Annotated in this window: 22 protein-coding genes; 21 read left to right on the top strand and 1 reads right to left on the bottom strand. The window is 65.3% G+C overall.

The window, feature by feature from the left end; genetic code table 11:
- Positions 1 to 275 precede the first annotated feature (275 nt).
- The 6 genes from AC1DT6_RS06945 (at position 276) to AC1DT6_RS06920 (ending at position 10,750) form a co-directional block, all read left to right on the top strand.
- Complete coding sequence (locus AC1DT6_RS06945) at positions 276 to 851, top strand: shikimate kinase (protein ID WP_430869761.1); 576 nt, start codon at positions 276 to 278, stop codon at positions 849 to 851.
- A complete protein-coding gene (gene aroB, locus AC1DT6_RS06940) occupies positions 838 to 1,944 on the top strand; it encodes a 3-dehydroquinate synthase (protein ID WP_441628852.1) in 1,107 nt (368 codons plus the stop codon). Before AC1DT6_RS06945 ends, aroB begins: the two co-directional genes overlap by 14 nt.
- 75 nt (positions 1,945 to 2,019) lie before the next feature.
- Positions 2,020 to 3,156, top strand: a complete 1,137-nt coding sequence (locus AC1DT6_RS06935; RefSeq protein ID WP_035870705.1) for a deoxyguanosinetriphosphate triphosphohydrolase — start codon at positions 2,020 to 2,022, stop codon at positions 3,154 to 3,156.
- Positions 3,157 to 3,277: 121 nt separating this feature from the next.
- The gene (locus AC1DT6_RS06930; RefSeq protein WP_276286477.1) at positions 3,278 to 4,000 is read left to right on the top strand and encodes a transposase; all 723 of its coding nucleotides are present in this window, start codon (positions 3,278 to 3,280) and stop codon (positions 3,998 to 4,000) included.
- Positions 4,001 to 4,383: 383 nt separating this feature from the next.
- Positions 4,384 to 9,156 carry a glutamate synthase-related protein gene (locus tag AC1DT6_RS06925; RefSeq protein WP_441628855.1) on the top strand — a complete coding sequence of 1,591 codons (4,773 nt, stop codon included), beginning with the start codon at positions 4,384 to 4,386 and terminating at the stop codon, positions 9,154 to 9,156.
- A gap of 130 nt (positions 9,157 to 9,286) precedes the next feature.
- On the top strand, positions 9,287 to 10,750 hold the full coding sequence (locus AC1DT6_RS06920; protein ID WP_276286475.1) for a glutamate synthase subunit beta: 1,464 nt from the start codon (positions 9,287 to 9,289) through the stop codon (positions 10,748 to 10,750).
- Between the two features lie 65 nt (positions 10,751 to 10,815).
- Here AC1DT6_RS06920 and AC1DT6_RS06915 read toward each other — a convergent pair whose 3' ends face one another.
- Positions 10,816 to 11,379: a GNAT family N-acetyltransferase gene (locus AC1DT6_RS06915; RefSeq protein WP_441628857.1), complete on the bottom strand. Its 564-nt coding sequence runs from the start codon at positions 11,377 to 11,379 to the stop codon at positions 10,816 to 10,818.
- Positions 11,380 to 11,695: 316 nt separating this feature from the next.
- On the opposite strand from AC1DT6_RS06915, the gene AC1DT6_RS06910 reads away from it, so the two are divergent.
- The 15 genes from AC1DT6_RS06910 to hisB all read left to right on the top strand — a co-directional run bounded on the left by AC1DT6_RS06910 (position 11,696) and on the right by hisB (position 24,884).
- Positions 11,696 to 12,883: a Bug family tripartite tricarboxylate transporter substrate binding protein gene (locus AC1DT6_RS06910; RefSeq protein ID WP_477114571.1), complete on the top strand. Its 1,188-nt coding sequence runs from the start codon at positions 11,696 to 11,698 to the stop codon at positions 12,881 to 12,883.
- Positions 12,884 to 13,025: 142 nt separating this feature from the next.
- Positions 13,026 to 13,847 (top strand): ABC transporter ATP-binding protein, encoded by an 822-nt coding sequence (locus AC1DT6_RS06905; RefSeq protein WP_441628861.1) that lies wholly within the window; start codon positions 13,026 to 13,028, stop codon positions 13,845 to 13,847.
- Positions 13,844 to 14,620 (top strand): lipid asymmetry maintenance ABC transporter permease subunit MlaE, encoded by a 777-nt coding sequence (mlaE, locus tag AC1DT6_RS06900; protein WP_045238796.1) that lies wholly within the window; start codon positions 13,844 to 13,846, stop codon positions 14,618 to 14,620. The genes AC1DT6_RS06905 and mlaE overlap by 4 nt, the downstream gene beginning before the upstream one ends.
- A 48-nt stretch (positions 14,621 to 14,668) precedes the next feature.
- Complete coding sequence (gene mlaD / locus AC1DT6_RS06895; protein WP_045238797.1) at positions 14,669 to 15,196, top strand: outer membrane lipid asymmetry maintenance protein MlaD; 528 nt, start codon at positions 14,669 to 14,671, stop codon at positions 15,194 to 15,196.
- Complete coding sequence (locus AC1DT6_RS06890; RefSeq protein WP_441628864.1) at positions 15,193 to 16,017, top strand: MlaA family lipoprotein; 825 nt, start codon at positions 15,193 to 15,195, stop codon at positions 16,015 to 16,017. The genes mlaD and AC1DT6_RS06890 overlap by 4 nt, the downstream gene beginning before the upstream one ends.
- A gap of 201 nt (positions 16,018 to 16,218) precedes the next feature.
- Complete coding sequence (locus tag AC1DT6_RS06885; protein WP_035870800.1) at positions 16,219 to 16,842, top strand: MlaC/ttg2D family ABC transporter substrate-binding protein; 624 nt, start codon at positions 16,219 to 16,221, stop codon at positions 16,840 to 16,842.
- 123 nt (positions 16,843 to 16,965) lie between these two features.
- On the top strand, positions 16,966 to 17,274 hold the full coding sequence (locus AC1DT6_RS06880; protein ID WP_441628866.1) for an STAS domain-containing protein: 309 nt from the start codon (positions 16,966 to 16,968) through the stop codon (positions 17,272 to 17,274).
- A 245-nt stretch (positions 17,275 to 17,519) separates the two neighbouring features.
- Positions 17,520 to 18,470 carry an ABC transporter ATP-binding protein gene (locus AC1DT6_RS06875; protein WP_441628868.1) on the top strand — a complete coding sequence of 317 codons (951 nt, stop codon included), beginning with the start codon at positions 17,520 to 17,522 and terminating at the stop codon, positions 18,468 to 18,470.
- A 56-nt stretch (positions 18,471 to 18,526) separates the two neighbouring features.
- Entirely contained in the window at positions 18,527 to 19,297 is a 771-nt protein-coding gene (locus AC1DT6_RS06870) for an ABC transporter permease (protein ID WP_152561906.1), read from the top strand.
- 72 nt (positions 19,298 to 19,369) lie between these two features.
- Positions 19,370 to 19,624 (top strand): BolA family protein, encoded by a 255-nt coding sequence (locus tag AC1DT6_RS06865; protein ID WP_045238801.1) that lies wholly within the window; start codon positions 19,370 to 19,372, stop codon positions 19,622 to 19,624.
- A 169-nt stretch (positions 19,625 to 19,793) separates the two neighbouring features.
- A complete protein-coding gene (gene murA / locus AC1DT6_RS06860) occupies positions 19,794 to 21,044 on the top strand; it encodes a UDP-N-acetylglucosamine 1-carboxyvinyltransferase (RefSeq protein ID WP_045238877.1) in 1,251 nt (416 codons plus the stop codon).
- Positions 21,045 to 21,072: 28 nt separating this feature from the next.
- Positions 21,073 to 21,735, top strand: coding sequence for an ATP phosphoribosyltransferase (hisG, locus tag AC1DT6_RS06855; protein ID WP_477114570.1), 663 nt, complete (start codon positions 21,073 to 21,075; stop codon positions 21,733 to 21,735).
- Between the two features lie 32 nt (positions 21,736 to 21,767).
- Positions 21,768 to 23,105 (top strand): histidinol dehydrogenase, encoded by a 1,338-nt coding sequence (hisD, locus tag AC1DT6_RS06850; RefSeq protein WP_441628871.1) that lies wholly within the window; start codon positions 21,768 to 21,770, stop codon positions 23,103 to 23,105.
- 80 nt (positions 23,106 to 23,185) lie between these two features.
- Complete coding sequence (gene hisC, locus AC1DT6_RS06845; protein WP_441628873.1) at positions 23,186 to 24,286, top strand: histidinol-phosphate transaminase; 1,101 nt, start codon at positions 23,186 to 23,188, stop codon at positions 24,284 to 24,286.
- Positions 24,287 to 24,290: 4 nt separating this feature from the next.
- Positions 24,291 to 24,884 (top strand): imidazoleglycerol-phosphate dehydratase HisB, encoded by a 594-nt coding sequence (gene hisB / locus AC1DT6_RS06840; RefSeq protein WP_006159655.1) that lies wholly within the window; start codon positions 24,291 to 24,293, stop codon positions 24,882 to 24,884.
- Positions 24,885 to 24,947: the final 63 nt, after the last annotated feature.

Here is a 24,947-nt window from a genome sequence, read left to right as displayed (position 1 = left end):
CGGCCGCGCCGGATGCAGTAGACTGACAGGCCGCATCGATCCGATGCGGCTTTTTTATTGCCCAGGCGGGCGAGCAGGCGCGAGGGTGCATGGCAGGCGCGCAAGGCGGGTCGCGAGGCGGGTTGCCTTGTGCCGATTGCGCCGCGCCACTTGCCCGCAGCGCCCCAACATAAGAAGATGATGCAGTTTCCTACCGCGAGGACCGGCCAGAGACCCGGCTCCCGCCCGACACGCCAGTGACATTCACCCGCCCGAACCTTTTCTTTGTTGGCCTGATGGGTGCCGGCAAGACCACCGTTGGCCGCACCGTGGCCCGGCGCCTGAACTACCCGTTCTTCGATTCGGACCACGAACTCGAGGCGCGTTGCGGCGTGCGTATTCCGATCATCTTCGAGCATGAGGGCGAGTCCGGCTTCCGGGACCGCGAGGCGTTGATGATCGACGAGCTGACCCAGCGGCACGGCATTGTGCTGGCGACCGGCGGCGGCGCGGTGCTGCGGCCCGAGAACCGCGCCCACCTGAAGGCTCGCGGCACCGTGGTCTACCTGCGCGCCAGCCCGCACGACCTGTGGCTGCGCACCAGGCACGACCGCAATCGCCCGCTGCTGCAGACCGAAGACCCCAAGGGGCGGCTTGAAGCGCTCTATGGCGAGCGCGACCCGCTTTACCGCGAGGTGGCGGATTTCATCATCGAAACCGGCAAGCCTTCGGTGGCGCAGCTTGCTAATATGGTGTTGATGCAACTTGAGATGGCCGGTTTTGCCGTTGCCGCCGAGGAGCCCGAAGAGGGCGACGGCGCGTGCGCGGACAATCTTCCGGCGCAGGACCAGAAACACGATGATCACCCTTGAAGTCAGCCTTGGGGAGCGCAGCTACCCCATCCACATCGGTACCGGCCTGCTCGATCAGGTCGAATTGTTCCGTCCCCATGTACGTGGCCAGCACGCTGTTATCGTCACCAATGAGACGGTGGGGCCGCTTTACGCCGCCCGGGTCGAGGCCACCCTGGCGGCGCTTGGCAAGACCGTGCGCACCGTCACCCTGCCCGACGGCGAAGCCTTCAAGCAGTGGGAAACGCTCAACCTGATCTTCGACGCGCTGCTGACGGCGGGTGCCGACCGCAAGACCACGCTGATCGCCCTTGGCGGCGGCGTGGTGGGCGATATGACCGGGTTTGCCGCGGCCTGCTACATGCGTGGCGTGCCTTTCGTGCAGGTGCCCACCACGTTGCTGGCCCAGGTGGATTCCTCGGTGGGCGGCAAGACCGGCATCAACCACCCGCTGGGCAAGAACATGATCGGCGCCTTCCACCAGCCCAACGCGGTGATCGCCGATATCGACACGCTGCGTACGCTGCCCGCGCGCGAACTGGCGGCCGGCTTGGCCGAGGTGATCAAGCACGGCGCGATGGCCGATGCCGAGTACTTCGGCTGGATCGAACGTAATATCCGCGCGCTCAATGCCTGCGACCCGGACACCATGGCGCTGGCGGTGAAGCGTTCCTGCGAGATCAAGGCCGCGGTGGTGGCCCAGGACGAACGCGAGGGCGGCCTGCGCGCCATGCTCAATTTCGGCCACACCTTCGGCCATGCCATTGAGGCAGGCCTGGGCTACGGCGAGTGGCTGCATGGCGAGGCGGTGGGGTGCGGCATGGTGATGGCGGCGGACCTGTCGCACCGGCTCGGCTTTATCGACACCGAAACGCGCGCCCGCGTAGTGCAGCTCACGCGCGCCGCAATGCTGCCGGTGGTGGCGCCGGAACTCGGCACCGACCGCTACATCGAACTGATGAAAGTGGACAAGAAGGCGGAAGCTGGCAGCATCAAGTTCATCCTGCTGAGGAAGCTTGGCGAAGCCTTCATTACCACCGTGCCGGATCCTGACCTGCGCGCTACGCTGCAGCACGCGGTGCTCAGGCCGCCTACCGAGGCGCCGGTCGCCTGACGCGATCGGTTGTGCCTTGCAACCCCGGCCGGACGGCGCGTAGCCGCCCGGCCGGATGCCTGACCGGATTGCCGCATGACCGACCTCGAAAGCCACCTCGCTCCCTATGCCGCCCGCTCCGCGCAGACCCTTGGGCGGGCGCATCTCGAAGCGGCTTCGTCTTCGCGCACGGAGTTCCAGCGCGACCGCGACCGCGTTATCCACAGCACAGCCTTCCGGCGGCTCGAGTACAAGACGCAGGTCTTCGTCAACCATGAGGGTGATCTGTTCCGTACCCGGCTAACCCATAGCCTGGAAGTCGCGCAGATCGCCCGCTCGATTGCGCGCAACCTGCGCCTGAACGAAGACCTGGTCGAGGCCATCTCGCTGGCGCATGACCTGGGGCACACGCCTTTCGGCCATGCCGGCCAGGACGCACTGAACAATTGCATGAAGAACCATGGCGGCTTCGAACACAACCTGCAGAGCCTGCTGGTGGTGGACGAGTTGGAAGAGCGCTATGGCGGGTTCAACGGGCTAAACCTGACCTTCGAGACCCGCGAGGGCGTGCTCAAGCACTGCTCGCGCGTCAATGCCTCGGCGCTGGGCGAACTGGGCCGGCGTTTCCTGGAGGGCACCCAGCCTTCGCTGGAGGCGCAACTGGCCAACCTGGCCGATGAGATCGCCTACAACAACCACGATATCGACGACGGCCTGCGCTCCGGCCTGCTCACGCTCGAGCAGATGGACGAAGTACCGATGTGGGGGCGCCACCGGGCCGAGGCGATGGCGGCGTTTCCCGGCATCAACGGGCGGCGCGTCATTAACGAAACGGTCCGGCGCATGATCAACACCCTGATCGTCGACCTGATCGAAACCACCAGCCAGAATATTGCCGCCGCCAACCCGCGCAACATTGACGCGGTAAGGGCCGCCGGCCCGCTGGTGGCCTTCAGCCCGGCAGTGCGCGAGGAAGCGGCGGCGCTCAAGCGTTTCCTGTTCCGCCATCTGTACCGCCACTACCTCGTGATGCGCATGTCCTCCAAGGCGCACCGCATCATCACCGACCTGTTCGACGCCTTCATGGCGGATCCGCGCCTGTTGCCGCCGCAGTACCAGGCCGGGCAGGGGCGCGACCAGTCTCGCCTGATCTCGCATTACATCGCCGGCATGACCGACCGCTATGCGATTCGCGAGCACCGCCGCATTTTTGCGGTTGACGAGGGGAACTAGGCAGCCATAAACGGCGGGGAAATTGGGGACGGATCAGGCGGCGACTAGGCTATCATCGGGTATGGCATCCGCTTGAGCCATTCATCCGGTGATCGCTGGTCACCGATTCTCCTCGCTCACCATGGCCCGACTTCCTCGTTTTTCCCCGGCGTCGCTGCCGGCGCTTGTGTTGCAACGCGGCAACAATCGCCAGCCGATCTTCCTTGGCGCCGACGATCGCCCGCACTACCTCGACTGCCTGCGGATGGCCGCGCGCGAGCACGATCTGGCGATCCACGCCTACGCCTTGCGGCCAAATCATGTTCACCTCGTGGCAACCCCTCGCCATGCCGACTCGCTCAGCCTGACCATGCAGGCGGTCGGGCGCCGCTACGCGCGCCATTTCAACCGGGTTGCCGGCCGCACGGGCACGCTGTGGGATGGCCGCTTCCGTTCGGCGGTGTTCGATCCCGCGGCCTGGATGTTGCCCGCGATGCTGTATGTGGAGGGTAACGCCGTGCGCGCGGGCGAAGTGAGTTCGCCCGAAGGTGACCGCTGGAGCAGCTATCGCCACCACGCCGGCATCGAAGCCAGCCCATTTGTGAGCGATCACTCTGCATACTGGGCGCTGGGCAATACGCCATTCGAGCGCCAGTCGAATTACCGCTCCGTGACTGCCGAGGGCTTGTCCTCGATGACGCTGGCCACGCTGCGCAGCCATGCGCATAGCGGCTGGCCCCTGGGCGATGCGGCCTTCCTCGCCCAACTGGAGCGCCAGGGTGGGCGGCGCGTGCATCAGTTGCCCAAGGGAAGGCCGGTGGGCCGCTCGGCGGCCGCCAGGGAGGCAGAGCCGGACTCGATCTAAGGTCGGCCGCCGCCACGTGCGGCGGAGTCATCACCTACAGCAACAGCGCATCACAAATCGTCGTTGCAATGCACCAGGATTAATCTGTCCCCAAATAAAGACCATCCCTGAAGTGGTGCGAGATTAATTATGTTCTGACCCCATTTAAAAATTTTGCGGGACGGGTACGATTCTTTTATAGTTCCTCCACCCACATTCATTGTGCGGCGCGTCACGCCTGTGTACGCCGCTGCGGCCCCGCTGTCTCTCTCGTTGCCCCGATCCCGGTTTACGACCGGCCCCGGTGGAAGAGTGCGGTTCCCGTTCCGGTCTGCCTTGCTGGCTGCGCAGCCCTCACCGGAATCAAGCCCGTGGACCAATCGCAATCCCAATCGAAGCCAACGATGGCCCAAGCGCAGGCCGCAGAGTCTGCCGCCGCGTACGCGCCTGCCTCGCGTCCCCAAGCCCAGGGCATGTACGACCCCGCCAATGAAAAAGATGCCTGCGGCGTCGGCATGGTCGCCCACATCAAGGGCAAGAAGAGCCACGAGATCGTCCAGCAAGGCCTGAAGATCCTGGAAAACCTGGACCACCGGGGCGCGGTTGGCGCCGATGCGCTGATGGGCGACGGTGCCGGTATCCTGATCCAGATCCCGGACCAGTTCTACCGCGAGGAAATGGCCAAGCAGGGCGTGACCCTGCCGCCGTCCGGCGAGTACGGCGTGGGCATGATCTTCCTGCCGAAGGAACACGCATCCCGCCTGGCTTGCGAGCAAGAGCTCGAGCGCACCGTGCGCCTGGAAGGCCAGGTCGTGCTGGGCTGGCGCGATGTGCCGGTGGATGCCGCCATGCCGATGTCGCCGACGGTGCGCACCACCGAGCCGGTGATCCGCCAGATCTTCATCGGTCGCGGCCGCGACATCATGACCACGGACGCACTGGAACGTAAGCTCTATGTGATCCGCAAGACCGCCAGCCACGCCATCCAGGCGCTCAAGCTCAAGCACGGCAAGGAATACTTCGTGCCGTCGATGTCGGCGCGCACGGTGGTGTACAAGGGTCTGCTGCTGGCCAACCAGGTCGGCGAATACTATCTCGACCTGCAGGACCCGCGTGCCGTGTCGGCGCTGGCCCTGGTGCACCAGCGCTTCTCCACCAACACCTTCCCGGCCTGGGAACTGGCCCACCCGTATCGCATGGTCGCCCACAACGGCGAAATCAACACGGTCAAGGGCAATGTGAACTGGGTCAACGCACGTACCGGCGCGATCTCGTCGCCGGTGCTGGGCGACGACCTGCCCAAGCTGTGGCCGCTGATCTACCCCGGCCAGTCGGATACCGCATCGTTCGACAATTGCCTCGAACTGCTGACGATGGCGGGCTACCCGCTCGTCCACGCGATGATGATGATGATCCCGGAAGCCTGGGAACAGCACACGCTGATGGACGACAACCGCCGCGCCTTCTACGAATACCACGCCGCCATGATGGAGCCGTGGGACGGCCCCGCCGCAATCTGCTTCACCGATGGCCGCCAGATCGGCGCCACGCTGGACCGTAACGGCCTGCGCCCGGCGCGTTTCTATGTGACCGAGGACGACATTGTGGTGCTGGCGTCGGAAGCCGGCGTGCTGCCGTTCCCCGAGTCGCGCATCGTGCAAAAGTGGCGCCTGCAGCCGGGCAAGATGTTCCTGATCGACATGGAGCAAGGCCGCATCATCGACGACAAGGAACTCAAGGACAACCTGGCCAACGCCAAGCCCTACAAGAGCTGGATCGACGCCGTGCGCATCAAGCTCGACGAGCTCGACGCCAAGCCCGAGGACGTGGCCGCCGAGAAGAAGCCCGACGCGCGCCTGCTGGATCGCCAGCAAGCCTTCGGCTACACCCAGGAAGACGTCAAGTTCCTGATGGCGCCGATGGCGCTGGCCGGCGAGGAAGCCACCGGTTCGATGGGCAATGACAGCCCGCTGGCCGTGCTGTCGTCCAAGAACAAGACGCTGTACCACTACTTCAAGCAGCTGTTCGCCCAGGTCACCAACCCGCCGATCGACCCGATCCGCGAGAACATGGTGATGTCGCTGGTGTCCTTCATCGGACCCAAGCCCAACCTGCTCGAGCTGAACAACATCAACCCGCCGATGCGCCTCGAAGTGTCCCAGCCTGTGCTGGACTTCAAGGACATCGCCAAGATCCGCAACATCGAGCACTACACCGGCGGCAAGTTCCGTTCGTACGAGCTGAACATCTGCTATCCGAAGGCATGGGGCAAGGAAGGCATCGAAGCCCGCCTGGCCTCGCTGTGTGCGGAAGCCGTGGACGCGGTGCGTTCGGGCTACAACATCCTGATCGTGTCGGACCGCCGCGTCGATGCGGATCACGTGGCGATTCCCGCGCTGCTGGCCACGTCGGCCATTCATCACCACCTGGTGGACAAGGGCCTGCGCACCTCGGCTGGCCTGGTGGTGGAAACCGGCACGGCGCGCGAAGTGCACCACTTCGCATTGCTGGCCGGCTACGGCGCGGAAGCCGTGCACCCGTACCTGGCGATGGAAACGCTGGCCGACATGGCGCAAGGCTTGTCCGGCGACCTGTCGCCCGAGAAGGCGGTCAAGAACTTCGTCAAGGCGGTCGGCAAGGGCCTGCAGAAGGTGATGTCCAAGATGGGCATCTCCACCTATATGTCGTACACCGGCGCGCAGATCTTCGAAGCCATCGGCCTGTCGCGCGAACTGGTGCAGAAGTATTTCCACGGTACCGCATCGAATGTCGAAGGCATCGGCATCTTCGAGGTGGCCGAGGAAGCGCTGCGCCTGCACCAGGACGCCTTTGGCGACAACCCGGTGCTGGACACCATGCTCGACACCGGCGGCGAGTATGCCTACCGTGTGCGTGGCGAAGAGCACATGTGGACCCCGGATTCGGTGGCCAAGCTGCAGCACGCCGTGCGTGCCGACGACGGCAAGGGCGCGTACCAGACGTACAAGGAATACGCCAACATCATCAACGACCAGAGCCGCCGTCACATGACGCTGCGCGGCCTGTTCGAGTTCAAGGTTGATCCGGCGCGCGCCATTCCGCTGGAAGAAGTGGAATCGGCCAAGGACATCGTCAAGCGCTTCGCGACCGGCGCCATGTCGCTGGGCTCGATCTCCACCGAGGCGCACACCACGCTGGCCGTGGCGATGAACCGCATCGGCGGCAAGTCCAACACCGGCGAAGGTGGCGAGGACGAGAAGCGCTACCGCAACGAACTGCGCGGCATCCCCATCAAGAAGGGCGACACCCTGCAGGGCCTGCTGGGCTCCGAAGCCGTGGTGCGCGACCTGGAACTGGAGGCCGGCGACTCGCTGCGCTCGAAGATCAAGCAGGTGGCCTCCGGCCGTTTCGGCGTGACCGCCGAGTACCTGGCTTCGGCAGACCAGATCCAGATCAAGATGGCGCAGGGCGCCAAGCCCGGCGAAGGAGGCCAGCTGCCCGGCCACAAGGTCTCGGACTACATCGGCAAGCTGCGTTACTCGGTGCCGGGCGTTGGCCTGATCTCGCCGCCGCCGCACCATGACATCTACTCGATCGAGGATCTGGCACAGCTGATCCACGACCTGAAGAACGTCAACCCGGCATCCGATATCTCCGTCAAGCTGGTGTCGGAAGTGGGCGTGGGCACCGTGGCCGCGGGCGTGGCCAAGGCCAAGGCGGATCACGTCGTGATCGCCGGCCATGATGGCGGCACCGGCGCTTCGCCGTGGTCGTCGATCAAGCACGCCGGCACGCCTTGGGAGCTCGGCTTGTCCGAGACGCAGCAGACGCTGATGCTCAACGGTCTGCGCAACCGCATCCGCGTGCAGGCCGACGGCCAGATGAAGACTGGCCGCGACGTCGTCATCGGYGCGCTGCTGGGCGCTGACGAGTTCGGCTTCGCCACCGCGCCGCTGGTGGCCGAAGGCTGCATCATGATGCGCAAGTGCCACCTGAACACCTGCCCGGTGGGCGTGGCCACGCAGGATCCGGTGCTGCGCAAGAAATTCCAGGGCAAGCCCGAGCATGTGGTGAACTTCTTCTTCTTCGTTGCCGAGGAAGCCCGCGAGATCATGGCGCAACTGGGTATCCGCACCTTCGACGAACTGATCGGCCGTGCCGACCTGCTCGACACCAAGCCGGCCATCGAGCACTGGAAGGCGCGCGGCCTCGATTTTTCGCGCATCTTCTACCAGGTGCCGTTCCCGGCCGAGCTGCCGCGTTTCCACACCGATGGGCAGGACCACGGCCTGTCGGTCGAAGCCGGCAAGGCGCTCGACCATGTGCTGATCGCCAAGGCCCGCCTGGCCATCGACAAGGGTGAGCGCGTGTCGTTCATCCAGCCGGTGAAGAATGTCAACCGCACCGTCGGCGCGATGCTCTCGGGCGTGGTGGCCAAGCAGTACGGCCACGAAGGCCTGCCTGACGACACCATCCACATCCAGTTGCAAGGCACCGCCGGCCAGTCCTTCGGCGCCTTCCTGGCGCATGGCATCACGCTGGACCTGGTGGGCGACGGCAACGACTACGTGGGCAAGGGCCTGTCGGGCGGCCGCGTGATCGTGCGCGCTCCGCACGAGTTTCGTGGCGATCCGACCCGCAACATCATCGTGGGCAACACCGTGCTTTACGGCGCGATTGCCGGCGAAGCCTTCTTCAACGGCGTGGCAGGCGAACGCTTCGCGGTGCGCAACTCGGGCGCGTCCGCAGTGGTGGAAGGCACCGGCGACCATGGCTGCGAGTACATGACCGGCGGTACCGTGGTGGTGCTGGGCGGCACCGGACGCAACTTCGCGGCCGGCATGTCGGGCGGCATGGCCTACGTCTATGACGAGGACGGCCTGTTCGACAAGCGCTGCAACACCTCGATGGTGGCACTGGAAACGGTGCTCGCCGCGGCGGACCAGGAGAAGGGCCAGTCCCCGGCCTCCTGGCACAAGGTGGACGGCCAGCGCCAGCTCGACGAAGTCATCCTCAAGGGCCTGATCGAGCAGCACTTCCGCTTCACGGGTTCCGAGCGCGCCAAGGCGTTGCTGGCCGACTGGGCTACCTCGCGCCGCAAGTTCGTCAAGGTCTTCCCGACCGAGTACAAGCGCGCGCTGGGCGAAATGTACGCCAAGGAGCAGGAAGCGAAGGATAGCGACCGTATCGCAGCCTAAGCCGGCCCGGGCGGCGAGCCCGACCAAGCATGAGCGGCGGCGCATCGGCGCCGCCGGCCTCACAAGATACTGACCTCACAGCGGGACCGGCGCGAGCGCCGGTCCCGCCCAGCAAGACCAAGGACGCAACATGGGTAAGGCGACTGGCTTTCTCGAATTTCCGCGCCAGAATGAAGGTTACGAGCCCGTAGCCAAGCGCGTGAAGCACTACAAGGAATTCGTTTTCGCGCTGTCCGACAGCGAAGCGAAGATCCAGGGCGCGCGCTGCATGGACTGCGGCATTCCGTTCTGCAACAACGGCTGCCCGGTCAATAACATCATTCCCGACTTCAACGACCTGGTGTATCGCCAGGACTGGAAGTCGGCCATCGAGGTGCTGCACCAGACCAACAACTTCCCCGAGTTCACGGGCCGCATCTGCCCGGCACCGTGCGAGGCCGCCTGCACGCTGGGCATCAATGAAGCACCGGTCGGCATCAAGTCGATCGAGCACGCCATCATCGACAAGGCCTGGGAAGAAGGCTGGGTTGCCCCGCAGCCGCCCAAGCACAAGACCGGCAAAACCGTTGCGGTGGTCGGTTCCGGCCCCGCCGGCATGGCCGTTGCCCAACAGCTGGCGCGCGCCGGCCACGACGTGACGGTGTTCGAGAAGAACGATCGCATCGGTGGCCTGCTGCGCTACGGCATCCCCGACTTCAAGCTGGAAAAGTGGCTGATCGACCGCCGCATGGAGCAGATGCAGGCCGAAGGCGTGACCTTCCGCGCCGGCGTGATGGTGACCGACGGCGAATTGCCGGCCGGCATCAAGAACTATGCGCGTGAGACCATTTCGGCACAGGCGCTGCAAGACCAGTTCGACGCCGTCGTGCTGGCGGGCGGCTCCGAAGTGCCGCGCGATCTGCCGGTTCCCGGCCGCGACCTGTCCGGTATTCACTACGCGCTGGAATTCCTGATCCCGCAGAACAAGGAAGTGGCTGGCGACGCGCCCAACGAGATCCGTGCCGAAGGCAAGCACGTCATCGTGATCGGCGGCGGCGATACCGGCTCCGACTGCGTGGGCACCTCGAACCGCCACGGCGCCGAATCGGTCGTCCAGTTCGAACTGCTGCCGCAGCCGCCGGAAGAGGAAAACAAGCCGCTGGTGTGGCCGTACTGGCCGATCAAGCTGCGCACCTCGTCGTCGCACGATGAAGGCTGCGATCGCGACTGGTCGGTTGCTACCAAGGAATTCATCGGCGAGAACGGCAAGATCACCGCGCTCAAGGCCTGCCGCGTCGAGTGGAAGGACGGCAAGATGCAGGAAGTGCCGGACAGCGAGTTCATCCTCAAGGCTGACCTCGTACTGCTGGCGATGGGCTTCACCAACCCGGTGGGCTCGCTGCTGAGCGCCTTCGGGGTGGACACCGACGCTCGCAAGAACGCCCGTGCCGCCACGGAAGGCGAGCGCGCGTACCACACCAACGTGCCCAAGGTGTTCGCCGCTGGCGACGTGCGCCGCGGCCAGTCGCTGGTGGTGTGGGCGATCCGCGAAGGCCGCCAGGCCGCGCGTTCGGTCGATGCCTTCCTGATGGGACACTCCGAGCTGCCGCGCTAAGGCGCTGCTCTCGTTGCAAAACCCGCCCCGCGCAAGCCGGGCGGGTTTTTTTTATTGGCGTCCGGTCAGGCCGGCTGCAGGGCGCGGCCCATCAGCACGGCGTCGGCGCCATAGGCCGACAGCTTGGCGTCGAATGCGTCGTCAGCCGAGGCAATTTTTTCGTACCCGAGTCTGCGCCACCACGGTGCTGCCGATTGCACGGCGACCAGCCGCGACGAGCGCAGCCCGGCGTCCAGCGCCGCCGCGCGGGCGGCTACGTAAAGTCCCTGAGCCAGACCCTTGCCCTGGCCGGCAGGCGCCACCGCCATATCGTGCACAAACCAGGTGAGTGCCGCAGCCGGCTCGGCTGGAGCCCGCCCGGACTCATCACTCCACGCCCAGTGAGGTTCCAGGACGCCGTCGAGCGGTGGCAGGCTGTCCTGCGGCCACATATGGGTAAACAGATAAGCTGCCAGCGTCTCGTTCCGTCCGGCGCGCGCCGCCACCCAGCAGGTGGCCGGCGACAGCGTCAGCCGGCTGGCCAGGGCGGCGCCGGATTCGAGCAGCATGCCGCGATAGCACTGGGCCTGGATTTCCAGCACGGCGGGCAGGTCGGTGGGCCGCATGGGCCGGAGAATGCATTCGCTCATGGCCGGCGATTATAGGGGGCGTTGCGTGCCGAAGGCACGGCGATGCCGCACTCGACACGCCGCAAACCGCCGGAGCAGGGTGCTGCCGGACGGCCCGGCCACTCTCGAGGCTGGCCATGCGTCAGTGTGCCGGAGCCGGCCGGGAAGCTGCGGCATGCCCTCCCCACAGGGTTGTCCCGGCTATGGTTAACGTGGTCTGTGCGGCTCTAGGCAATCTTCGTAGAATGACCTGACAATTAAATCAAAGACTGCCTCGCTAACCCCCTTTTCAGCCGATAGAGATGTCACCGGCAATGCCTGTGGCCCGGAGGAATTGATGTCCGAAGTGCGCATTTTTTCGCGGCTTTGGCGAGGTAAGGCGATGTTGCTTCACCCCGCTGCAAAGCCGGCTGGTCAGCAGCCCCACTTGCGTGCCAGGCATCCGCTGTTTGTTTCGCCTGTTTTTTGCTTCCCTTGGCAGGGGATGGCATCGCGCGTCGCGTCCCGGATCCGGGTCTTCGCGCTGCTTTGCCTCGCCGGCCTGGTGGCCGGCACCGGCGGCCCCGTCCAGGCGCGGCCGGCAACCCCACAGGCAACCCCGACTCAAACCGCATTCACCCGCCCCATATCGTTTCCTGTCCGGCCGATCCGCCTGATCGTGCCCTTTCCCGCCGGCGGCGTGCCGGACGCCGTGGCGCGCTTGCTGGCCGAGCGGCTGGCGGTACGCCTCGGCGTGCCGGTCGATGTCGATAACCGGCCCGGCGCGGGCGGCACCACAGCGGGCGACGTGGTGGCCAAGGCGAGTTCCGACGGGCATACCTTGCTGTTCCAYCAGGCCAMCATGCTGATCCAGCCCGGCCTGGAGCCSGTGCCCTACGACGTRGTGCGCGACTTCACGCCGGTGGCGCGCGTGGCCACCATGCCGCTGTTCCTCGTGATCGATGCGCGTCTGCCGATGCGCACGCCGCAGCAATGGCTGACGGCGGTCAATGCCAACCCCGCCTCCTACAGTTATGGCTCCGGCCAGGCCGGTAGCCCTTCGCACCTCTATGCCCAATACGCCGTGCACGGCGTCCCCAACGGGGTGCCGCTGGTTATAGCCAAGGGCGAGGGAGCCGTGGTGCAAGAGATGCTTGCCGGACGCATCAGCGCCTGTTTTTGCTCGTTTGCATCGGTACAGGCACACGTCAAGAATGGCAACCTGCGCCTGCTTGGCGTGACTGGTGTGGTGCGTTCACAAGTTGCGCCCGCGGTGCCCACCCTGCAGGAATCCGGGCTGGACGGCTACGGGGCGGGAGCCTGGTATGGCGTCATTGCCCCGGCCAAGACGCCGCATGCCATCGTGGCGCGGATCGCCAGCGAACTGGACGCGGTGATGGGCGAACGCGAAGTCCGGGATCGCTTGCTGGCGGCCGGCCTGACGCCGTTGCGGGACTCGCCCGAAGCGTTCGCCACAGCGATTCGCTCGGAGTCGATCCAGTGGCAGGTGATTCTTCGGCAGGCGGGCGGGCCAACCGAACCCTAGGTGGCGCCTGGTCTGGCGCCGGCACACGTCAAATGTGATGAAACAATTATTTGCGATCCATCGATGTGGATTGCGGCACACTGGCGCGGGCGCCGCTAGGTAGTAGCCCTTATAATGGCGGACCGCCTAACACGGTGCCAACGTGACCGATTCCGCCTCAAACCTCGTCGAGCTCCAGTCTGTCGATTTTGCCTACACGGCGAATGGCAAGCCTATCCTGTCGGGCCTTAGCATGCGCTTCCCGCGCGGCAAGGTGGTGGCCGTCATGGGCGGCTCGGGCTGCGGCAAAACCACCGTGATGCGCCTGATCGGCGGTCAGGTCCGCCCGCAGAAGGGACAAGTGCTCTTCAACGGCGCCAATATTCCCGCCCTGGACCGCCATGACCTCTATGCCGTGCGGCGCCAGATGGGCATGCTGTTCCAGTTTGGCGCCTTGTTCACCGATCTCTCCGTGTTCGACAACGTTGCCTTCCCGTTGCGCGAACATACGGACTTGCCGGAGTCGATGATCCGCGACCTGGTGCTGATGAAGCTCAACGCCGTCGGCCTGCGCGGCGCGCGCGAACTGATGCCCTCGGAGATCTCCGGCGGCATGGCGCGCCGGGTTGCACTGGCGCGCGCGATCGCGCTCGATCCCGCCCTGTTGATGTATGACGAGCCCTTCGCGGGACTCGACCCGATCTCGCTGGGCCTGACCGCGCGCCTGATCCGCAGCCTGAATGACGCGCTTGGCGCCACCACCATCATCGTGTCGCACGACGTCAACGAGACCTTCCTGATCGCCGACTACGTCTATTTCATCGCCAACGGCCGCATTGCCGCCGAAGGCGAGCCCGAGGCCCTGCGCGCTTCGTCGGATCCCTTCGTGCACCAGTTCGTCCACGCCGAGCCCGACGGGCCAGTGCCCTTCCACTATCCGGGCCCGTCGCTGGCCGAGGACTTCGCGAGCGGGGCGGGGCGATGATAGGGTTCTTCACAAGCATCGGCTCTGCCGTGCGGCAGTCGGTCATCGGCCTCGGTCATGCCACCCGCATGTTCTTCACAGTGCTGGCGATGTCGCCGGCGCTGCTGCGACGCTTCCGGCTGGTAAGCGACCAGATTTTCTTCGTCGGCAACCTGTCGCTGGTGATCATCGCGGTATCGGGGTTATTTGTCGGCTTCGTGCTGGGATTGCAGGGTTATTACACATTAAATCGCTATGGTTCCGAGCAGGCACTCGGCCTGCTCGTGGCCCTGTCGCTGGTGCGCGAACTGGGTCCGGTGGTGACGGCGCTGTTGTTCGCCGGCCGCGCCGGTACCTCGCTCACGGCCGAAATCGGCCTGATGAAGGCCGGCGAACAGCTCACGGCCATGGAAATGATGGCGGTCAATCCGCTGCAGCGCGTGATCGCGCCGCGCTTCTGGGCTGGCGTGGTGGCGATGCCGGTCCTGGCGGCGATTTTCAGTGCCGTCGGTATCCTCGGCGGCTATGTGGTCGGCGTGCAGATGATCGGCGTGGATGCGGGCGCGTTCTGGTCGCAGATGCAGAACGGGGTTGACGTTCGGAATGACGTGCTGAACGGCGTCATAAAGAGCTTCATTTTTGGCGTCGCGGTGACGTTTATAGCGCTGTACCAGGGCTATCAGGCCAAGCCCACGCCGGAAGGTGTGTCGCGCGCCACCACGCGTACCGTCGTGATTGCCTCGCTGGCCGTGCTGGCGCTGGATTTCCTGCTGACTGCGCTGATGTTCAGCTGACCTGCCGGTGCGGTCGTCGGAGCCGGAGTACTTGAAGAAGAGACGCAGATGAAAAGAAATACACTCGATTTCTGGGTTGGGCTGTTTGTTGTGGCGGGTTTCGTGGCACTGCTGTTCCTGGCGCTGAAGGCCGGCAACATGAGCTCGCTGTCGTTCCAGGAGACCTACTCGGTGCAGGCGCGCTTCGACAATATTGGCGGCCTGAAGCCGCGCGCCCCGGTGAAGAGCGCCGGCGTGGTGGTGGGGCGGGTGGCCGACATCCGCTTCGACGACAAGACCTACCAGGCGACCGTGACGGTCAACCTGGAAAAGCGCTACCAGTTCCCCAAGGACACTTCGGCCAAAATCCTGACCTCCGGCTTGCTGGGCGAGCAATACCTGGGTCTTGAGGCGGGTGGCGATTCCGCCATGCTGGCCGAGGGTTCGCGCATCACAATGACGCAATCGGCCGTGGTGCTGGAAAACCTGATCGGGCAGTTCTTGTATAACAAGGCCGCCGACGCCGGTGCCGGCGGCAACAACGCTGGCGGGGGTGCCGCGGGCGCCGCCAGCGGTGCGGCAGGGGGGCTGAAATGAATGGCAACCGAGCCGCCGCGCGCTGGTGCGCGGGGCGAAATTGGTTGCTGGCAGTGTTGGCAGCGGGTTTGATGGCAGGTTGCGCGAGCGGCCCGACCGCCAACCCGAAAGATCCCCTCGAACCCTTCAACCGGGAAGTCTTCAAGATCAACGACGACTTCGACAAGGGCGTGTTGCGCCCGGTCGCCGAGTTGTACACTGACTTCATTCCGTCGCCGATCCGTACCGGGATAGACAACGCTTTCTCCAACGTCAGCGACGTCTACTCGGCTGTCAACAACCTGCTGCAGGGCAAGCCCGCCCGCGCCGTGGAAGACACCATGCGCGTGGCCATGAACAGTGTGCTGGGTATCGGCGGCCTGATTGACATCGCTACCCCTGCCGGGCTGCCCAAATACAAGGAAGACTTCGGGCAGACGCTGGGCGTATGGGGCGTGCCGGCCGGACCTTACCTGGTGCTGCCGCTTTTCGGGCCGAGTTCGGTGCGCGATACCGCAGGCATGCTGGTGGACCGCCAGATCGATCCGTCGGCGTACCTCGATCCCGTCTGGCTTCGCAACTCGCTGTTCGGGGTGCGTGTCGTCAACACCCGGGCCTCGCTGCTCGGCGCCTCCGGCCTGATCGAGATGGCGGCGCTCGACAAATATGCGTTCCTGCGCGACGCCTACCTGCAGCGCCGCGAGTACCAGATCTATGATGGCAACCCGCCGGAGAGCGACGACACCGCGCCGGCAAGCGAGCCGTCCGACACCAGGCAGGAAAACCAGACGCTGCCCACGCCACCGGTGCAGATGCCGGGCGGCATTCGCTTTGGCCGTTGAGTATGTCTGGCCGCGCGCGTGTCATGGCTGTGAGCGGTGCAACAAATTATGTAAATGTGGCGTCGGAGTTCCTGGCGCTGCGAACTCCCCCGGCTCGCCCGAACTCCAACTCGGCGCGTGACCATTACCGGCCTTGATGCCGGGACACGCAAGGTTGCCGTAGCCCGGTGACCGGTGCGTTCGATTGATAAGGACAAAATGATGCTGAAGCGACTCTTGCTGCCTTTTCTTACCGTGGTTGCCTTTGCCGGTGCCGCCCATGCCCAAACGCAGGATGCCAGCACGCCCGATGGCCTGGTCAAGGCCGTGGTCGGCGACGTGATGGCCTCCGTCAAGGCGGACAAGGACATGCAGGCCGGGAATATCACCAAGATCTCCGCGCTGGTGGAGCAGAAGATCCTCCCCAACGCGAACTTCCAGAAGACCACGCAGATCGCCATGGGCCGTAACTGGTCCAAGGCTACGCCGGAGCAGCAAAAGCAGATTGCCGACGAGTTCAAGACGCTGCTGATCCGTACCTACTCCGGCGCCATCGCGCAGATTCGCGACCAGACCGTGCAGTTCCGCCCGTACCGCGGCAGCCCGGAGGATACCGACGCCACCATCCGCACCCAGGTCATCAACAAGGGGGAGCCGATCCAGCTGGACTACCGCCTGGAAAAGACACCGCAAGGCTGGAAGGTCTATGACATCAATGTGCTGGGTGCCTGGCTGACCGAGGCCTACAAGGGCAGCTTCAACACGATCGTGGGCCAGCAGGGCGTGGACGGCGTGATCAAGACACTGCAAGACCGCAACCGCCAGCTCGCCAACGCCAAGAACTGACCGGCAGGCCCGCGCGTCGCGCCGCCTCCGGCGCAGCGTGACTGGCCGAACTGATCTACAATGAGCGCTCCCGCACCCGCGGGAGTGCTTTTTTCCAGACCCGCATCCCCGGACCGCTGCCAGATGCTCTCGCTCGACACCTCGCTGACCAACCGCAACGCCGCCGCCGTGCTGCGTGACGGCCTGGCACGCCTGGCCCAGGGTGAAGCCCGGGTTGACTGCAGCGGCCTGGTCCAGGTCGATTCGGCAGCTGTCGCCGTGCTGCTGGCCTGGCAGCGTGACGCCGCCAGCCGCGGCAAGTCGCTCGAAATTATTGGCGTACCGGCACAAGTCATCGAGCTGGCCGCCCTGTATGGCGTCGAATCCCTGCTGCAACTGGTACCCCAGGCGGGTGCCCAGGGCAAGCAAGGCACCCTTTCCCACCGACATTGAACCGGCATCCGTGGCAAGCTGCTGACCTGCGCTTGCTACAGCGATGCCCGGGCGATGGCTCGCGCCACGCCTCGCGCTCAAAGCGGGACTACTCCCGTATCCCCTATAATTCCGGGTTGTTCGACCGTTCCGGCATATAAGGCACGGACAAGACACGGTCGAAGCACCCAGGCGGTCCCCGCCATTTCRAGGAGGCCGGCGTGCGAGGCTGAAAAGCCGACGCGCCTGCCAAACAGTATCCGGCCATGAAAGCCATCGAACTCAAAGACGTTCGCAAGCGCTACCGCAACCTGCAAGCGCTGAAGGGTGTCAGCTTCACCGTCGAGCGCGGCGAATTCTTCGGCCTGCTCGGCCCCAACGGTGCAGGCAAGACCACGCTGATCTCCATCCTGGCGGGCCTGAACCGTGCCGATTCCGGCAGCGTCAGCGTGCTCGGCCACGACGTGGTGTCCGATTACCGCCTGGCGCGGCGCATGCTGGGCGTGGTCCCGCAGGAGCTGGTCTTCGATCCCTTCTTCACCGTGCGCGAGACGCTGCGCCTGCAGTCCGGCTATTTCGGATTGACCCGCAACGACGACTGGATCGACGAGATCATGGCCAACCTGGATCTCACCAACAAGGCCGACGCCAATATGCGCCAGCTTTCCGGCGGCATGAAGCGGCGCGTGCTGGTGGCCCAGGCCCTGGTGCACCGGCCGCCGGTCATCGTGCTCGACGAGCCGACCGCCGGGGTCGACGTGGAACTGCGCCAGACCCTGTGGAAGTTCATCTCGCGGCTGAATCGCGAGGGCCATACCATCATTCTCACCACGCACTACCTGGAAGAAGCCGAGGCGTTGTGCGATCGCATCGCCATGCTCAAGTTCGGCGAGGTGGTGGCGCTGGACCGCACCAGCAACCTGCTGAGCCAATTCGCAGGGCTGCAGCTGGCGCTGACGTTCTCCAGGGGCGCGCTGCCCGCCGCGCTTGAACCGCTGCGCATGCCCGCCAACCCCGGCGAGCGCGCGGTTCGGCTGCGGCTGTCGGGTTATCCGGCGGTGGAGCCGATCCTGGCCGCCTGCCGCGAGGCCGGTTGCGAGATCGAAGACATGGAAATCAACAAGGCCGACCTGGAGGACGTGTTCGTGCAGATCATGCGGCGCGAAGGCCACATGCCGGGCGCGCTGCCGGATACGGCGGTGGAGGCCGCAGCATGAAGATGCCAACCGAATTCGACGGCACCCAAGACGCCATCAACACGCACCTCGCACCGATGGCGGTGGGTGGCCTGGTGGGCTTCCGCACCCTTCTTTACAAGGAAGTGCTGCGCTTCTGGAAGGTCAGCTTCCAGACCGTGGCGGCGCCGGTGCTGACCGCGATCCTGTATCTGCTGATTTTCGGCCACGTGCTGGAAAACCGCGTGAAGGTGTACGACCAGATCAGCTATACCGCCTTCCTGGTGCCGGGGCTGGTGATGATGAGCGTGCTGCAGAATGCCTTCGCCAATAGCTCGTCGTCGCTGATCCAGTCCAAGATCACCGGCAACCTGGTGTTCATCATGCTGCCGCCGCTGTCGCACTGGGAAATGTTTGGTGCCTACGTGGTGGCTTCCATCGTGCGCGGCCTGGCCGTGGGCCTGGGCGTGCTGCTGGTGACGGCCTGGTTCGCCAACCTGCATTTCGCCAATATCGGCTGGATCCTGCTGTTTGCCTTGCTGGGCGCGGCGATTCTTGGCACGCTGGGGCTGATCGCGGGAATCTGGGCCGAGAAGTTCGACCAGCTCGCGGCCTTCCAGAACTTCCTGATCATGCCGGCGACCTTCCTCTCCGGCGTGTTTTATTCGATCCACTCGTTGCCTCCCTTCTGGCAGGCGGTGTCGCACGCGAACCCGTTCTTCTACATGATCGACGGCTTCCGCTACGGCTTTTTCGGTGTCTCCGACGTGGCGCCGGCCTTCAGTCTCGCGGTAGTAGGTACAGCGTTCGTGGTGCTTGCGGCGATAGCGCTGCAGCTGCTCAAGAGCGGCTACAAGCTGCGCCACTGAGGGGGCGTCTGCCCCGCCGAACCCACAAGCGAACCGACGCGACACACAGAGAAACAAAGCGAAAAGACAATCATGCTGCCTACACCCCAACAAGTCAGGGACTACATCGCCCAAGGCCTCTCCTGCGAACACCTGGAAGTGGAAGGCGACGGCCAGCACTTCTTTGCCACCATCGTCAGCGCCGAATTCGACGGCAAGCGCCTGATCCAGCGGCACCAGCAGGTCTATGCCGCGCTGGGCGACCGCATGCGCGCCGAGATCCACGCGCTGTCGATGAAGACGCTGACGCCGGCCGAGTGGCAGGCGCAGGCGGGCCAGGCCAAGTAAGACGGACCAACAAGCTGGCCGCCCGACAGGCCGGACGTGACAAGCAGGTCGTCCCGCAACGCGGCGGCCTCGGGTACCAGATGCCGCGGTTGTGCGCTTTGAGGCACAGGCGGGGAGCGAAATGAATGACGCCGGACGCCTTTGGGCAGCCGGCCTGAAACGACTGAACATGGACAAACTCGAGATCCAGGGCAATGGCCCGCTGCGAGGCGAGATCCGCGTCTCCGGCGCCAAGAACGCTGCGCTGCCGATCCTGTGCGCAGGGCTGCTTACGGCCGATACCGTTACGCTGGACAATGTGCCCAACCTGCAGGACGTGCGCACCACGCTCAAGCTGCTGCGCCAGATGGGCGTGAAGGCGGAGCAGGACGGCGCGCGCGTCACGCTGAATGGCGCCGACGTGAATTCGCCCGAGGCCCCCTACGAGCTGGTCAAGACCATGCGCGCCTCGATCCTGGTGCTGGGTCCGCTGGTGGCGCGCTTCGGCGAGGCGCGCGTATCGCTGCCCGGCGGCTGCGCCATTGGCGCGCGCCCGGTCGACCAGCACATCAAGGGCTTGCAGGCCATGGGCGCCGAGATCAGCATCGAACACGGCTTTATCCATGCCCGCGCCAGCCGCCTGAAGGGTGCGCGCGTGGTCACCGACATGATCACCGTGACCGGCACCGAGAACCTGCTGATGGCCGCTACCCTGGCCGACGGCGAAACCGTGCTGGAAAACGCCGCGCGCGAGCCGGAAGTGACCGATCTTGCCAACCTGCTGGTCAAGATGGGCGCTCGCATCGAAGGCATCGGCACCGACCGCCTTGTAGTGCAGGGCGTGGAGCGCCTGCACGGCGCGAGCCACGCCGTGATCGCCGACCGCATCGAGGCCGGCACCTTCCTGTGCGCGGCCGCCGCCACGCTTGGCGATGTGGTGCTGCGCGGCGTGCAGCCGGGCATCCTGGACACCGTGCTCGACAAGCTGCGCGAAGCCGGCGCCACCATCGAAACCGGTGACGACTGGATCCGCCTGCAGATGGCCCGGCGCCCGCAGGCGGTGAGCTTCCGCACTTCCGAGTACCCGGCCTTCCCGACCGACATGCAGGCGCAGTTCATGGCGCTGAACAGTGTCGCCAACGGCGTGGCCCGCATTACCGAAACGATTTTCGAAAACCGCTTCATGCACGTGCAGGAGCTCAACCGGCTGGGCGCCGATATCGCGGTCGAAGGCAATACCGCGGTTGTCACCGGCGTGCCCCGGCTGTCCGGCGCCAAGGTGATGGCGACCGATCTGCGCGCCTCCGCCAGCCTGGTGATCGCCGGGCTGGTCGCCGAGGGCGAAACCGTGATCGATCGCATCTATCACCTGGACCGCGGCTACGACCGCATGGAAGACAAGCTGTCGGCCGTGGGCGCCAAGATCCGCCGTATCGCCTGAGCTCGCAAGAAAAGACACAAGGACGCAGATGAGCCCCTCCCCGACCCAGTTGACGCTGGCCCTCTCCAAGGGCCGGATCTTCACCGAAACCATGCCGCTGCTGGAAGCGGCCGGCATCCACGTCACCGAGGATCCGGAAACCTCGCGCAAGCTGATCCTGCCCACCTCCGATCCGGATGTGCGCGTCATCATCGTGCGCGCCTCGGATGTGCCGACCTACGTGCAATATGGCGCGGCCGATTTCGGCGTGGCCGGCAAGGACGTGCTGATGGAGCACGGCATGGCGGGGCTGTATGCGCCGATCGACCTGAATATCGCCAAGTGCCGCATGTCGGTGGCGACCTCGGCCGGTTTCGACTACGCCAGCGCCRTGCGCCAGGGCGCGCGGCTGGCCGTGGCCACCAAATATGTGCAGACCGCGCGCGAGCACTTCGCCAAGAAGGGCGTGCACGTGGACCTGATCAAGCTGTATGGCTCGATGGAACTCGGGCCCCTGGTGGGACTGGCCGACGCCATCGTCGATCTGGTCAGCACCGGCGGGACCTTGCGCGCCAACAACCTGGTCGAAGTGGAAGAGATCGTGCAGATATCGTCGCGCCTGGTAGTCAACCAGGCTGCCCTCAAACTCAAGCGTGAGCGGCTAGCCCCGATTCTCGACGCGTTTGAACGGGCCTCCGCCGCGCTGGTCTGATGCCGCGCGAGCAGGGCCTGGGGAATGGAGTCATGAACGAAAATTCTATGGAAAACCTGGAAATCCGCCGGCTGGATTCGACCGAGCCGCGCTTTGCGGCCGAGCTGCGCGAGGTGCTGGCCTTCGAAGCCGGTGAAGACGAAGCGATCGATCGCGCCGTCGCGCAGATCCTCGCCGATGTAAAGACCCGCGGCGATGCCGCGGTGCTGGAGTACACGCAGCGTTTCGACCGCGTCGATGCCGGCGCCATGAGCGCGCTGGAAGTGTCGCCGGCCAAGCTCGAGGCCGCGCTCGACGAACTCGAGCCCAAACGCCGCGCTGCGCTGGAAACCGCGGCGGCGCGCGTGCGCGCTTACCACGAGAAGCAGAAGATCGAGTGCGGCAGCCATAGCTGGGAGTACACCGAGTCCGACGGCACCGTGCTGGGGCAAAAGGTGACCCCGCTGGACCGCGTGGGCATCTACGTGCCGGGCGGCAAGGCGGCGTATCCGTCGTCCGTGCTGATGAACGCGATTCCCGCGCGCGTGGCAGGCGTCAAGGAAGTCATCATGGTCGTGCCCACGCCGGGCGGCGTGCGTAACGAACTGGTGCTGGCCGCGGCGCAGATCGCCGGCGTGGACCGCGTGTTCACCATCGGTGGCGCGCAGGCGATCGGGGCGCTGGCCTACGGCACCGCCACGCTGCCTCAGGTCGACAAGATCGTCGGCCCGGGCAACGCCTATGTGGCGGCGGCCAAGCGTCGCGTGTTCGGCACCGTCGGCATCGACATGATCGCCGGCCCGTCCGAGATCCTGGTGATCTGCGACGGCACCACYGACCCCGACTGGGTGGCGATGGACCTGTTCTCGCAAGCCGAGCACGACGAACTCGCGCAATCCATCCTGCTGTGCCCGGACTCCAACTACCTGGCCCAGGTGGAGGAAAGCATCCACCGGCAGATCGAGTCCATGCCGCGCCGCGACGTGATCCGTGCCTCGCTGTCCGGGCGCGGGGCGCTGATCCGGGTACGCGATATGGACGAGGCCTGCGAGATCGCCAACGCGATCGCGCCGGAGCACCTGGAGATTTCCGCCGAGAACCCGCGCCACTGGGCCGAGAAGATCCGCCACGCCGGCGCCATCTTCCTGGGCCGCTATACGAGCGAGTCGCTGGGTGACTACTGCGCCGGGCCGAATCACGTGCTGCCCACCTCGCGCACCGCGCGGTTCTCGTCGCCGCTGGGCGTGTACGACTTCCAGAAGCGCTCGAGCCTGATCGAGGTGAGCGAGCAGGGTGCGCAGATGCTTGGCCAGATCGCCGCCGAGCTGGCCTATGGCGAAGGCTTGCAAGCACACGCCCGCAGCGCCGAATACCGCCTCAGGCGCAACTGAGGCAAAAGCGGCCGGCGCCCGGGTTTGTCCGGGCGCCGGCCAGAAACCACCGACCCAAGTCGACCCAAGAGGTAAATCCCATGTCCGTAGTGCAGCCTTCCCTGATCGACCGCATCATCCGTGACGACGTACGCGCCATGGGCGCCTACCATGTGCCGGATTCGCACGGTCTGGTAAAGCTGGACGCGATGGAGAACCCCTACCGCCTGCCCGACGCACTGCGCGACAAGCTGGCCGCGCGGCTGGCCGAGGTAGCGCTCAACCGCTATCCGGTGCCCAGCAGCGAAGCGCTGCGCGCGCGCCTGAAGACGGTGATGGACGTGCCGGCGGGCATGGATGTGCTGCTGGGCAACGGCTCGGACGAGATCATCAGCATGCTGGCGCTGGCGGTGGCCAAGCCGGGCGCCAAGGTGCTGGCACCGGTGCCAGGCTTTGTCATGTACGCCATGTCGGCCCAGTTCGCCGGGCTCGAATTCGTCGGCGTGCCGCTCAACGCGGACTTCACGCTGGACCGCGCCGCCATGCTGGCGGCAATGGCCGAGCACCAGCCCGCCATCGTCTACCTGGCCTACCCGAACAATCCCACCGGCAACCTGTTCGACGCGGCCGATATGGAAGCCATCGTGCGCGCCGCCCAGGGCGAGGTCTGCCAGAGCCTGGTGGTGGTTGACGAAGCCTACCAGCCGTTCGCCCAGGACACCTGGATGCCGCGCCTGGCCGAGTTCGGCAACCTGTTGGTGATGCGCACCGTTTCCAAGCTGGGCCTGGCCGGCATCCGGCTGGGCTACCTGGCCGGCGCGCCGGAGTGGCTGTCGCAGATCGACAAGGTGCGCCCGCCGTACAACGTCAATGTGCTGACCGAGGCCACGGCGCTGTTCGTGCTCGAGCATGTCGATGTGCTCGACCAGCAGGCCGCGCAACTGCGTGCCGAGCGCGCCACCGTGGCCGATGCCCTGGCAGGCTTGCCGGGCGTGACGGTGTACCCAAGCGCAGCCAATTTCCTGCTGGTGCGCGTGGCGGATTCCGCTCGTGTGTTCGAAGGCGTGCTTGCGCGCAAGGTATTGATCAAGAACGTGGGTAAAATGCACCCATTGCTGGCCAACTGTCTGCGCGTCACGGTCAGCACTCCCGAAGAGAACGCGCAATTTCTCGCCGCCTTCCAGGCGGCGTCGCAGGATTAACACCATGCGTGTTGCAGAGGTCACCCGCAATACATCGGAAACGCAGATCCGCGTTTCGTTGAATCTCGATGGCACCGGCCGCCAGAAACTGGCGTCCGGCGTGCCGTTCCTCGACCACATGCTGGATCAGATTGCCCGCCATGGCATGTTCGACCTCGAAGTCGAAGCCAGCGGCGATACCCATATCGATGACCACCACACGGTGGAAGACGTCGGCATCGCGCTCGGCCAGGCGGTCGCCAAGGCCATCGGCGACAAGAAAGGCATCACCCGCTACGGCCATAGCTATGTGCCGCTGGACGAATGCCTGTCGCGCGTGGTGATCGACTTCTCCGGCCGTCCCGGCCTGGAATTCCACGTACCGTTCACCCGCGCTCGGGTGGGCAGCTTCGACGTCGACCTCACCATCGAGTTCTTCCGCGGCTTCGTCAATCATGCCGCGGTGACGCTGCATATCGACAACCTGCGCGGCATCAATGCCCACCACCAGTGCGAAACCGTGTTCAAGGCCTTCGGGCGGGCGTTGCGCATGGCGGTGGAAATGGATCCCCGTGCGGGCAACACGATTCCGTCGACCAAGGGCACCCTCGTCGGCTGAACCTCGCCGACGCGCTACCTCTCACGTGCCGGTGCGTACGTTCTGCTGCGCCGGCGAGAACAT

The sequence above is a fragment of the Cupriavidus sp. 01L45 genome (assembly GCF_056399885.1).
Note: the sequence above shows the minus strand (reverse complement) of the source record. Positions and strands in the feature narration are given on the sequence as shown.